The organism is Lentzea aerocolonigenes (genome assembly GCF_000955955.1).
In the GTDB taxonomy this organism is placed as follows: Bacteria; Actinomycetota; Actinomycetes; order Mycobacteriales; family Pseudonocardiaceae; genus Lentzea; species Lentzea aerocolonigenes_A.
Genome location: NZ_JYJG01000046.1, coordinates 1 through 11,113, shown reverse-complemented (window position 1 = coordinate 11,113; position 11,113 = coordinate 1). Strand labels below are relative to the sequence as shown.

Genomic DNA, 11,113 nt, shown 5'->3' with positions numbered 1-11,113 from the left:
TAGCCGAACTGGGCGCGCCAGTCCAATGAGGAGTTCTCCGCACTGGACACCAGCTGCATGGCGATGTCCTTGAGCCGCGGGTCGTTCAGGTCCGCGGCCTGCGCGGTGGCAGGGGTGATCAGTGCTGCCGCGCAGAGAAGTGTTGCGGCTGCCCGTGTAAACGTCTTCATATCGCTCCAACCGATACAGGGATCGGCGGCGACGCAGGAAGGACCGTAGCGTGGGAGCGGTTGCACGACAAGGGGGCGGTCGTGTCCGGAGTGTCGGAACCCAGGCGAAACCGCGTCGTCACGGCACGGTCAAACCGAAGTGGAAGATTCCGGGTGAAGGTGTTCGCCCCGAACCACTTTCGTTCCAGGCAGAAGGCTCCCGGCCGAGATGGCCGGGAGCCTTTTGGTGTCCTGAGAGGACTTACAGGAACTGGCCGCCACGAGTGACAGCGCCGTAGGCGTCCACGATGCCGTGACCGTAGAAGCCGTTGAACTTCGAGTCACCCTCGCAGGTGGCGTCGAACTCCGGCGTGCGACCCACGTTCACGTACGAGACGGTGCGCGGGTTCGGGCAGGCGCGCTGGATCGCGGTCTTGTACAGGACCTTCTCGACCTTGTCCGGGTCCATGGTCAGACCTGGGCGACCCTTGTCCTTCTTGCCGTACTGGCTGACGATCAGCGCGGCGACACCGGTGGCGTGCGGGGCGGCCATCGAGGTGCCCTGCAGGAACTGGTAGTAGCCGACCTTGTCGCCCTGGACTTCCTTCTTCACGCCTGCCGCGAGACCTGCGGGCGTGATGTTGCCGGCCGCGTCGATGTTGCCCTCGGCGAGCGCGACGTTCTTCGGGTACGTCGAGAGGATCATGTTCTCGTTGGTGCGGTACCACGGCGTGCCGAGGCCGTCGCGGAAGTAGCCGCCCGGTGCGGAGATGGCGGTCTGCTCCAGGCCGTAGTTCGAGTAGTCGGCCTTGGCGGTCGACGGACCCAGGGCCGAGACGGAGATGACGTGGTTGCCCTCGGTCGGCAGGTTGAGGCAGGTGGCGTTGTCGACCGGGCGCGGGCGGTTGTGGTTCGGAGGGTAGTTCGGGCTCACGATGTCCTGGCGCGGCTTGCCCAGGTCCTCGTGGTTGTTGCCCGCGGCGCCGATCAGCGTGACGCCCTTGCGGTGCGCGTAGTTCAGGGCGCGCTGCACGGACGCGATGATCGTGCGCTGCTCCAGCTGCTCCTCGGCCGAGGCCGTGGAGTCGTTGATGCAGTTCATGTACCACGGGTCGACGTAGAACGACATGTTGATGACGTCCAGGCCGATGTCGGCGCCGTAGGTGAGCGCGTCGACCACGGGCTGCAGGAAGAACGAGCCCGCGTCCTGGCCGCCGCGGATGTTCACCAGCGAGACGTTCGGCGCGACACCGGAGATGCCGAAGCCGTTGGCAGCGGCGCCGATGGTGCCGGCGACGTGCGTGCCGTGGCCGCCGTCGTCCCAGTTCGCCGGGTCGACGCAGCCGCGGAACTCGCAGGGGCCGTCGAACTCGCCGCCGTCGGAGTCGTTGGGGATGTCGACGGTGAAGTTGCGCGAGAGCTCGTTGTTGAAGTTCGGCGCGATGTCCGGGTGCGAACCGTCCACACCCGTGTCGAGAATGCCGACGTACACGCGCTTGTCACCGGCCTGCTTGGCCCGCGCGATGTTGGAGCGGACGAGATTCAGGCCCCACAGGTCGCCGTCGAGCGGGTCCATGCCGGCGGTCGACTTCGACTCGGCAGGGGCCTTCTTGGCCTCGGTGGTGGTGTTCTCCTTCTCCACGTTGTCGCGCTTGACCTTCTCGGCCTTCGCGACGGGTGCGTGACCGATCGGTTTCGTCCGAGCGGCACCGACGATGTCCTTCGACGCGGACACCTGCTCCACGAACCCGTTCGCGGGCGCCTTGACGGTCAGCACGCCGATCGCCTTGTTGTCCCGGACGACCTCACCGCCCGCCTTGTGCACGGCGTCGATCGCGAAGTCGCGGTTGCCCGGGTCCTCGATCAGGACCGTGTACTCGGTGTCCTGCTGGCCCGCGGACGAGGCCGGCGCGGCCCCCGCCGCCGAAGTACCCGCTGCGATCAGCGACACCGTTGCCGCCACCGCCATCACGGTTCTGCGCGTTCTCACCTAGCTGTCTCCTCACACCCGGTCAGGGCTGGATCCAACAACACGGTGCGGCCCCCGATTGCCGCCCAAGCTGGACACACTGACACGAAATTCCGCCAGGCATCAGCGCCTTTCGTACGGAATCGAACTGTAGTCGCCCGGAAGCGGAGCGTGATGTTATGAGAAGAAATCTTGACTTAACAACATTCAAGCGATGAACTCCGCGTTTATGCGAAGACGGGTAATGGCATCGTCGGCGTGCCTGCTCTTTCTTGTCTCTGCCTGCGGTGACGCAGGTCAGGGCTCGCCGACGCTGCCCGCGCGTGGCCCCAAACCAATCGTCGGGGTAATCCTTCCCGACCGAACGACTTCCACGCGCTGGGAAGAACAAGATCGCCCCCTGCTCACGCAGGCGTTCAACTACGCGGACATCGAACCGTTCATGGAGAACGCGGAGGGCGACGAGGCGAAGTTCGCCCAGATCGCGGACGAGATGATCCGACGCAAGGTGAAGGTCCTGATGATCACGCCGTTGTCGGCGGCGGGCGGCCTCGCGGTCCAGAAGAAGGCGAAAGCCGCGAACATCCCGGTCATCGACTACGACCGCGTGACGCTCGGCGGCCAGGCGGAGTACCACGTCGGCTTCGACAGCGTGAACGTCGGCCAGCTCCAGGCCGACGGCCTGATGGAGTGCCTCGGCAACAAGCCGGGCGCCCAGATCATCGAGATCGAGGGCGCACCGACCGACCACAACGCCACGCTGTTCACGCAGGGGCAGAAGTCGCGGCTCTCGTCGAAGTACGACACCGGCGTGCTGAAGCTCGTGAAGTCGCAGCCCGTGGCCGACTGGAACAACGAGCTCGGCGGCCAGCTTTTCGAGCAGATCCTCAACGACAACAACGGCAAGGTCGACGGCGTGGTCGCGGCCAACGACGGCCTGGCCGGCGCGGTCATCGGGGTGCTCAAGAAGAAGAACCTGGCGGGCAAGGTCCCCGTCACCGGACAGGACGCCACAGTGGACGGTCTGCGGGCCGTGCTGCGCGGCGACCAGTGCGTCACCGTCTACAAGCCGGTGCGCGACGAGGCGGAGGCGGCGGCACGGCTGGCCATCGCGGTCGCCCGCGGTGACCTGGACGGTGCGGACGACCTCGCCACCGGCAACCTGCGCGACCCGGTCGCGCGGCGTGACATCAAGTCGGTGCTGCTCGGCGCGACGTTGATCAAGAAGGACAGCGTGCGGACGCTCGTGACGGAAGGCATCGTCAAGCCGCAGGAACTGTGTGCCGGCGACCTGGCTCAGGCGTGCGCGCAACAGGACATTCTCGGAGGGTGACCAGATCCCGTCACGGCCTGTCGTGATCCGGCAGGTCGTGACGTCCCGAGATGAACTCCTGCACCGCGATCTTCGCGCGGATGATCGGCTGCCGGATCCGCGCCTCCCTGCGGTACGCCCGCGCGAGCTTGCGCGAGCCCTCGGCATAGCGCAGGCGCGCCCACGGCGAACCGGGCCGGGCCAGCCGGACGGCGCCCACGGCGGGCACCACCGGGATCAGCAGGCCGAGCAGCCCCGTCCAGATCTTTCCCTTGAGCAGCGCCACGATCGCGAAGCACAGGTTCACGCCGATGGCGATCAGCCTCAGCGTGAACGGCTCGGTGGGCGTCGTCTCCGGGTTGAGCTGCAGCACCTCGTCGTAGCCGAGGGGGCGCGCTCCGAGCAGGAACGTGCCGGTCAGGCCGATGGCGAGGAAAACCGCGTCAACGGACAGCCGCCCGGCCTTGGTCCAGTACACGTCCCGCAGGTGCAGGATCAGCGCGAACTCGTCCAGCACGAGCGCCGCACCGACGCCGAGGCCCGCCGCGGCCGCCAGCCGGGCGCCGTGCAGGTCGTCGGGGATCACCAGGTTCGTGACGCTCGACAACAGCAGCAGCACCGTGCCGAACACGACGTGGTGCACGTGCGTGTCGCCGTGCACGATGTTGCGCGGCCACCAGCGCACCTTCGCTCTGATCAACCGCACGCTGATGCGGATGAACACGAATGTGGTCACCAAGCCGACGAAGAAGAAGAGCAGTCGTTCGCTGCCGGTCAAGCACGGCCCCCTGGGTCAACGACCCTCCAGGTTACCGGTTGCCGTGGTGGTGGATGCCGCCGTGGACGTTCCCGATCTGGAACAGGGTGCCGTTCACGGTTCCCGTGGACTTGTTGACGTTCTTGCCACTCCCGCGGTCGTCCTTCGGCCTGGGCGCGGGGGTGGCTTCGCGCAAGGTCTTCTGGACGAGTGCGTGCAGGCCGTGGGCGACGTGCGGCGCGATCGAGACGGTGATGGAGATCGACGGCTGCTCGGGCACGAGTACCTCCGCGTGCTCATTTGGGGTCTCACGATAGCAGTGAGATCGAGTGCTCGACTGGGAGCGGGGCGTCGTGGTTGACTGTCTATGGTCGTACGTTTTCGTGTTCGTGTCCCACGCTCGCGGAAGCGAAGTTAGTGAGCGTGTGGTTTCTCCAGGTTCCGGAGAGAACGCTGCTCCCCAGCTTGACCCGGTGGTCGCGAGCGCGATCCGGCACCTGTTAGAGGAGAAGTAGCAAGATGGCAGTACAGGGCACCGTCAAGTGGTTCAACGCGGAGAAGGGCTTCGGCTTCATCTCCCCTGACAACGGTGGCGCCGACGTGTTCGTCCACTACTCGGAGATCCAGGCGAACGGCTACAAGTCGCTCGAGGAGAACCAGCGGGTCGAGTTCGAGATCGGTCAGGGCCAGAAGGGCCCGCAGGCCCAGGGCGTCCGCGCCGTCTGAGTCTGACTGATCAGTACATCTGATCTGGTGAGAAGCCGCTTGTCCTCTTTTGGACAGCGGCTTCTTCGCATCTTGTGTGCGGTTGATCGCGATCAGTAGTTTCGGGGTATGGGGAGACTGTTCGCAGTAGCGCTGTTGCTCTTCGTGGCCGCGTGTTCCGGCGGTGAGAACGCGGTTCCCGGCGGTGGCGGCAAGATCGACGCGTTGCTCGCCAAGGCGCCCGTTTACACAGGTCAGGTCACGCCTGGTTCGGCGGTGGACCGCATCAAGAAGCGCGGCAAGCTGCTCATCGGCGGCTCCCAGGACGCCCCGTTGCTCTCGCAGCTCGACCCGATCAGCGGCGAGCTCACCGGGTTCGACGCCTACCTCGGCAAACTGCTCGCGCACTACCTCGTCGGCAAGCCGTCGACCGAGCTGCTGAGCGCCACTTCGGAGACGCGGGAACCGTTGCTGGCCAACGGAACCGTCGACGTGATCATCCAGACGTACACCATCACGCCCGCTCGCAAGGAACGTGTCGCGTTCGCGGGGCCGTACTACCAGTCCGGCCAGTCCATCGCGGTGCGCAAGGGCACGTCCGGCATCACGAAACCCGCTGACCTGGCGGGGAAAACGGTGATCGTCGGCGCGAACACGCCTGGGGTGAAGGCGGTGAAGGACGCCGCTCCCACCGCGAACATCGTCGAGTTCGGCTCCGATCCCGAGTGCCTGACCGCGTTGAAGCAGGGCCGGGGCGAGGCTTACGTGCAGGACCAGGCGATTCTCGTGGCCGACGCGTCGAAGGACAGCGAGTTGCGGCTGGTCGGCGAGCCGTTCACCGAGGACCCGTACGGCATCGGCATCAAGCACGGTGACGCGGAGTTCCAGAAGTTCGTCGACGACTGGCTGCGCGAGATCGGGAAGTCCGGGCTGTGGCAGGACGTCTGGAAGCAGACGATCGGCACCGTGGTCACCGGCGACGCCCCGTCGCCACCCGCGATCGCCTCATGAGCCTGGTCCTCGAAGGCTTTCTGAACACGGTCGCGCTGACCCTGCTGTCGTTCTGCGCGGCGTTGCTCGTAGGGCTTGTCGTTGCGGTGCTGCGGATCGTGCCGGTGCCGCTGCTGCGTGGCGTCGGTGCGGTCTACGTCGAGGTGTGGCGGAACATCCCGTTGCTCGCGTGGCTGGTGCTGTTCGTGTTCGGGCTGCCCGAGGTGGGCGTGAAGATGCCGTTGTTCTGGACGGCTTTCACGGCGATCGCGCTGTACGAGGCCGCTTTCGTGGCGGAAGCGCTGCGGTCGGGCGTCAACTCCGTGGCAGCCGGCCAGGGTGAGGCCGCGCGGGCGTTGGGGCTGTCGTTCCGGCAGTCGTTGTGGCACGTGATCCTGCCTCAGGCTGGTCGGCGGGTGGTGCAGCCGTTGGCGAACATCGCGATCGCGTTGACGATGGCCACCGCGCTGGCCGGTGTCGTCGGCGTGGTGGACATGACCCGTGCGGCGCAACGGATCAACCTGGAGCTTGCCCAGCCGTTGCTGGTGTTCACCGGGGTCGGGCTCTGCTACCTGGTGATGGCCGCGGGGATCGGGTTCGGCGCGCGGGTGCTGGAACGGCGGCTGGCCTGATGTTCGACGCTCCTGGACCGCGTTTCCGGCGCCGGGTGTTCTGGGTCTCGGTGGTGTCCGTGCTGGTGTTGCTGGGGCTGCTCGCGCTGGGGCTGCGGCAGTTCGCGGCGGGCGGGCAGCTGGACCTGGTCCGGTGGAGGCCGTATCTGACCTGGCCCGTCTGGCGTTATCTGCTCGGAGGCCTGTGGTCGACGGTGGTGGCGGCGTTCGCGACGGGGGTGCTGGCGATGGCGGGTGGGTTGTTGCTCGCGTTGCGGCCCAACCGGTTCACGCGCGCTTACGCCGAGGTCATGCGCACGGTTCCGGTGCTGCTGCTGGTGTACGTGATGCTGTTCGTGCTGCCGTCGTTCGGCGTGAACCTGCCGCTGTTCAGGAAGCTCGTCGTGCCGCTGGCGTTGTCGCACGCGGCTTCCTACGCGGTGATCTTCCGGGCGGGCGTTTCGTCGGTCGATCCCGGTCAGCGCGAGGCGGGGTTGTCGCTCGGCATGCCGGACGGGGCGGTGACGCGGTTCGTGGTGCTGCCACAGGCCGTTCGGCACATGACGCCGTTGCTCGTGACGCAGGCTGTCAGCCTGTTGAAGGACACCTCGCTGGGATATGTCGTGTCGTACACGGAGTTGTTGTTCAACGGGCGGGTGCTCGCGAACTACAACGGTCTGCTGATCCAGACCTTCGTCGTCGTGGCGTTCATCTACTTGGTGGTCAACCTGGCGCTGTCGCGGCTGGCCCACCGGCTGGAGGCTGGTCGTGCCCGAACTGCTCGCTGAGGTCACGCGCAACGGGTTCGTGGAGAGCCTGCACCACGGTTCGGTCATCGGCCTGCTGCCGTCCGGTGAGGCCGGCGTGTCCGTTGGGGCGGTGGGGGATCCGGTGCTGCCGCGGTCGTGCATGAAGCCGTTCCAGGCGCTGGCCTGTTCGTCCGCCGGTGCGCTGCTCGAGGGGCCCGCGCTGGCGATCGCGGCCGGATCGCACACGGGGGAGAACCGGCACGCCGAGCTGGTGATGCAGCTGCTCGGCGGGCTGCCCGTGGGGTTGTTGCGGTGCCCGGCTTCCTGGCCTGAGGACGAGGAGACGCGGCAGCGTTTGCCGGAACCGTCACGGGTGCGGATGAACTGTTCGGGCAAACATGCGGCGATGCTCGCGGCGTGCGTGGCGGCCCGGTGGCCCACCCAGACCTATCTGGAGCCAACACATCCGTTGCAGCAACTGGTGTTGCGCACGGTGGAGCAACTTTCCGGCGAGTCCGTCGCGCACACGGCGGTCGACGGCTGTGGTGCGCCCGTGTACGCGTTGTCGTTGCACGGCTTGGCGCGCGCGATGCAGGGCTTGGTGCGCACGCCGGTCGCCGATGCGATGCGGGCGTTTCCCGAGTACGTCGGCGGGACCGGCCACGTGAACACCGTGGTGATGCAGCTGCTGCCGGGTGTGGTGGCCAAGGGCGGCGCCGAGGGCGTGCTGGTGCTGGCGACGGCCGCCGGGCACGCGGTCGCGGTGAAGGTTCTCGACGGAAACCCGCGCGCTACCACGGCGATCGGGCTCACGGCGTTGGCGGCGATGGGTTACGACGTGTCGCCGGCCAAGGAACACCTGTCCGTGCCGGTGCTCGGTGGTGGTCAGGTCGTCGGTGAAGTGCGGGTGGTGTTCCAGAAGGACGTGTGACTAGTACGGCCCCGCGTACTCGTCAGGCGCGTTGAGCAGGCCGAGCTGCTGCATGACGGTCGTGGTGTCACCGTAGACGCGCTCGCAGACCAGGACGTCCTTCTCGAAGATGAAGAAACCGACCATCCGCACCTTGAAGGTCTTGTTCGTCGGTTGTTCACCGAGGAGGCTGCCCAGGTGCGTTCCCGACAGTTCGAACTCGACGACCACGGCGTCATCGGCGTGGTGGACCTCGATGACCTTGTTGCGCTGGTCCGGGAACGTGGCACGGGTGCGCTGCCAGTACGCCCGAACCTCGTCCACGCCGTCGAGCACCTGGCCGGACGCCATGATCTCGTACCGAGGGTGCGGAAACGTGTTCAGGGAGGTGTCGAAGTCGAAGTCGTTCTGGCAATCCATGTGCTCCAGGACGATCGCCTCGCGCAGCGCTCTGAGCGCCTTCGATTCGGTCATGCCGGCCGAGCCTCCTACGTACGCCGTACGTCGCAGGGAAGCTACTCCACGTCGTATGGTCTCCGCCAGTGTCCTCCTCACGCGAACCGCTGAACCGCGCCCGCATCGTGGATGCGGCGGTGCGGTTGATCGAACGCGAGGGCGTGGAGGCCGTCTCGATGAGGCGGCTCGCGGCCGAGCTGGGCGCGGGCACGATGTCGTTGTACAACCACGTGCCGAACAAGGCCGTGCTGGTGGATCTCGCGGCCGAGCGGATCATGGCCGAGGCGCGGCCGTACCACGTCGACAGCGACGACTGGCGTGATCACGTCCGGGCGCACGCGCGTGCGGTGCGGGAACTGGCGCGGCAGCATCCCCGCGCGTTCGTGATGCTGGCGACGCGGCGGCTGAGCAGCCAGGCCGGGTTCATGACCATCGAGGCGGCGCTGCGGAACATCGAACGCGCCGGCTTCCGGGGCAAGGTCGCCGTCGGGATGATGCGGGCGATGGTGTCGTACTTGCTGGGAACGCTGATGAGGGAGGTCGCGACGTCGCCGGAGCTCGGCGGGATCGCGTTGTCGCCCTACGAAGACGTCGACGTCTCGGCGTTCCCGCTGTCGGCAGAGGTGATCGACGAGCTGGGTACCTACGACCACGATCATGAGTTCGAGTTCGGTCTCGAACTCATGATCGCGGCCTTGGAGCGCTACCAGGAACCGGACTAGCAGGTGATCTTCAGGTCACCCCAGTTCGCGTGGTCGTAGGACTTGCCGTTGCCGCCGTCGGTGACGATCAGCCGGGTTACGGTCGCTCCGGAGACGTTGGCCTCCAACGACTTCGCCGGGTCCGTGCCGGTGACCGGGCCGCTGTCGAACACCTTCTTGGCGTCGGCCCACACCTCGTAGGTCACGAGGCTCAGCGGGTTGACCTTGTTGTCCTGGATGCCGATGGTCGCGGTGACCTTCGAGCAGTTGCCGCCCGTGTAGTACTCGATGTGCGCGGGGGCGTGGGTGCCGAGGCCCTTGGCGAAGACCTGGCCGCGGATCTTGATCGGGCCGCCGTCACCCTGCTTGGCCTCGCCGTTGGTGGTGTCGATCTCGACGGGGCCGTGGCCGTTGGCTGATCGGAGCCACTTCAGGTCGCTGACGTACAGGTCGCCCTTCGGAGCGGCGCCCGGTACCAGTGCCTCGGCGGCGTACTGCCTGGTCACCGGGTTGTTCTCGTGCGGGCTGTGGAAGGTGAAGTTCGCGTTGATCGGGAACCGGCCTGCTTGGGCGGTCGCCGGGACGTTGACCTGCCAGGTGGTCCTGAAGGACTTCTGGCCGGGCAGGATCGCCTTGAAGCTGCTGGTCGTGGCCTTCGCGGTCCAGCCCTGCGGGACGTTGAGCGTGGCCTGGACGAGGACGATCGGGAGGCGGCCGGTGTTGGTCACCGAGGTCGTGTACGTGACGGACTTGCCGGGCTGCACGATCGGGAGCGCGCCGGGGTAGAGGACGGCGCCGTCGGCTGCGGTGGTGATGGCGGGCGGGTAGAGGAACCAGTCGTTCGCCGCGCTGATGCGGAACATGGCGCTGCCGTGGGGCGGAAGTGCCGCGCTGATCTCGTTGGCGGAGTGGGTGGTGGTCTTGGTCCAGAGGTCGCGGACCTTGTAGCCGCCGGCTTTGGCGAGGCCGAGTTCTGTTGCGGTGACGGACATGTTGGCGGCGCTGTCGTTCTCGTTGAACAGCAGCACGGCTTTGTCGCCGTTGCTGAGCGGCTTGACGAGGACGTAGTTGCCGCCCTGGTTGCGGATCACCTTGCCTTGTGTTCCGAGCTTGTCCTGGTTGACGGCGATGACCTCGCGGTTCTCCAGGATCTCGAACGTCTCCGGGGTGACCTTGCGCAGGTCCGCGCCGATCAGCAGCGGTGCGGCCATGATCGACCAGAGGCTGAAGTGGCTGCGGTACTCCAGGTCCGTCATGCCGCCGTTGCCGACCTCGAGCATGTCCGGGTCGTTCCAGTGGCCGGGGCCCGCGTAGTCGGCGAGCTCCATGTTGCGCTTGGCGATCGACACCATGGAGTTCCAGTTGTCGCTGATGTCGCCGGTCGTGCGCCAGAGGTGGCCGACGTCCTTCGCCCACTCCCACGGCTTGTTCTGGCCCCACTCGCAGAGGCTGAACACGATCTTGCGACCGGTGGCGTTGAGGGCGTCGCGCATCTTGGTGTAGCGGAGCTTCGCGTCGACGTTCTGGTTGTTGCAGTTGTCGTACTTGAGGTAGTCGACGCCCCAGCTCGCGAACAGCTTCGCGTCCTGCTCCTCGTGGCCGAGGCCGCCGGGGAAGCCGCCGTCTTTGTTGCAGGTCTTGACGCCTGCTGACGTGTAGATGCCGAACTTGAGACCTTTGCCGTGCACGTAGTCGGCGACGGCCTTGATGCCGTTGGGGAATCTCGTCGGGTGCGGGACGAGATCGCCCTCGGCGTTGCGCTCGGGCAGCGCCCAGCAGTCGTCGATGTTGACGTACTCGTAGC

At 66.7% G+C, this 11,113-nt stretch carries 12 protein-coding genes; 7 read left to right on the top strand and 5 right to left on the bottom strand.

Features of this window, described 5'->3' with window-relative positions; genetic code table 11:
* Positions 1 to 411: 411 nt before the first annotated feature.
* Positions 412 to 2,118, bottom strand: coding sequence for a S8 family peptidase (locus tag UK23_RS08890; protein ID WP_045310929.1), 1,707 nt, complete (start codon positions 2,116 to 2,118; stop codon positions 412 to 414).
* 214 nt (positions 2,119 to 2,332) lie between these two features.
* Between UK23_RS08890 and UK23_RS08885 the strand changes: the two genes are divergently transcribed.
* Positions 2,333 to 3,451 carry a sugar ABC transporter substrate-binding protein gene (locus tag UK23_RS08885; protein WP_045310928.1) on the top strand — a complete coding sequence of 373 codons (1,119 nt, stop codon included), beginning with the start codon at positions 2,333 to 2,335 and terminating at the stop codon, positions 3,449 to 3,451.
* 10 nt (positions 3,452 to 3,461) lie between these two features.
* Here UK23_RS08885 and UK23_RS08880 read toward each other — a convergent pair whose 3' ends face one another.
* A complete protein-coding gene (locus tag UK23_RS08880; protein ID WP_045310927.1) occupies positions 3,462 to 4,208 on the bottom strand; it encodes a hypothetical protein in 747 nt (248 codons plus the stop codon).
* Between the two features lie 31 nt (positions 4,209 to 4,239).
* A complete protein-coding gene (locus UK23_RS08875; protein ID WP_045310926.1) occupies positions 4,240 to 4,467 on the bottom strand; it encodes a hypothetical protein in 228 nt (75 codons plus the stop codon).
* Between the two features lie 239 nt (positions 4,468 to 4,706).
* Between UK23_RS08875 and UK23_RS08870 the strand changes: the two genes are divergently transcribed.
* The 5 genes from UK23_RS08870 to UK23_RS08850 all read left to right on the top strand — a co-directional run bounded on the left by UK23_RS08870 (position 4,707) and on the right by UK23_RS08850 (position 8,173).
* A complete protein-coding gene (locus UK23_RS08870) occupies positions 4,707 to 4,913 on the top strand; it encodes a cold-shock protein (RefSeq protein ID WP_045310925.1) in 207 nt (68 codons plus the stop codon).
* Between the two features lie 108 nt (positions 4,914 to 5,021).
* Complete coding sequence (locus tag UK23_RS08865) at positions 5,022 to 5,903, top strand: glutamate ABC transporter substrate-binding protein (protein WP_045310924.1); 882 nt, start codon at positions 5,022 to 5,024, stop codon at positions 5,901 to 5,903.
* Positions 5,900 to 6,514 carry an amino acid ABC transporter permease gene (locus UK23_RS08860; RefSeq protein WP_045310923.1) on the top strand — a complete coding sequence of 205 codons (615 nt, stop codon included), beginning with the start codon at positions 5,900 to 5,902 and terminating at the stop codon, positions 6,512 to 6,514. The genes UK23_RS08865 and UK23_RS08860 overlap by 4 nt, the downstream gene beginning before the upstream one ends.
* A complete protein-coding gene (locus UK23_RS08855; protein ID WP_045310922.1) occupies positions 6,514 to 7,281 on the top strand; it encodes an amino acid ABC transporter permease in 768 nt (255 codons plus the stop codon). The genes UK23_RS08860 and UK23_RS08855 overlap by 1 nt, the downstream gene beginning before the upstream one ends.
* A complete protein-coding gene (locus UK23_RS08850; protein WP_231114429.1) occupies positions 7,262 to 8,173 on the top strand; it encodes an asparaginase in 912 nt (303 codons plus the stop codon). Before UK23_RS08855 ends, UK23_RS08850 begins: the two co-directional genes overlap by 20 nt.
* On the opposite strand, the gene UK23_RS08845 is transcribed toward UK23_RS08850, so the two are convergent.
* Positions 8,174 to 8,626, bottom strand: coding sequence for an ester cyclase (locus UK23_RS08845; RefSeq protein ID WP_045310920.1), 453 nt, complete (start codon positions 8,624 to 8,626; stop codon positions 8,174 to 8,176). It lies immediately after the preceding gene.
* A gap of 68 nt (positions 8,627 to 8,694) precedes the next feature.
* On the opposite strand from UK23_RS08845, the gene UK23_RS08840 reads away from it, so the two are divergent.
* Positions 8,695 to 9,330, top strand: coding sequence for a TetR/AcrR family transcriptional regulator C-terminal domain-containing protein (locus tag UK23_RS08840; RefSeq protein WP_052684487.1), 636 nt, complete (start codon positions 8,695 to 8,697; stop codon positions 9,328 to 9,330).
* On the opposite strand, the gene UK23_RS08835 is transcribed toward UK23_RS08840, so the two are convergent.
* Positions 9,327 to 11,113: NPCBM/NEW2 domain-containing protein (locus UK23_RS08835; RefSeq protein ID WP_045310919.1), on the bottom strand; the 1,787-nt coding region annotated here is incomplete at its 5' end. The genes UK23_RS08840 and UK23_RS08835 overlap by 4 nt on opposite strands.

What these genes read in the sequence shown, in the direction of transcription:
- UK23_RS08890 (WP_045310929.1), bottom strand. Translation starts at nt 2,118, where the DNA reads ATGGCGGTGGCGGCAACGGTGTCGCTGATCGCAGCGGGTACTTCGGCG.
- UK23_RS08860 (WP_045310923.1), top strand. Translation starts at nt 5,900, where the DNA reads ATGAGCCTGGTCCTCGAAGGCTTTCTGAACACGGTCGCGCTGACCCTG.
- UK23_RS08865 (WP_045310924.1), top strand. Translation starts at nt 5,022, where the DNA reads ATGGGGAGACTGTTCGCAGTAGCGCTGTTGCTCTTCGTGGCCGCGTGT.
- UK23_RS08870 (WP_045310925.1), top strand. Translation starts at nt 4,707, where the DNA reads ATGGCAGTACAGGGCACCGTCAAGTGGTTCAACGCGGAGAAGGGCTTC.
- UK23_RS08885 (WP_045310928.1), top strand. Translation starts at nt 2,333, where the DNA reads ATGAACTCCGCGTTTATGCGAAGACGGGTAATGGCATCGTCGGCGTGC.
- UK23_RS08845 (WP_045310920.1), bottom strand. Translation starts at nt 8,626, where the DNA reads ATGACCGAATCGAAGGCGCTCAGAGCGCTGCGCGAGGCGATCGTCCTG.
- UK23_RS08855 (WP_045310922.1), top strand. Translation starts at nt 6,514, where the DNA reads ATGTTCGACGCTCCTGGACCGCGTTTCCGGCGCCGGGTGTTCTGGGTC.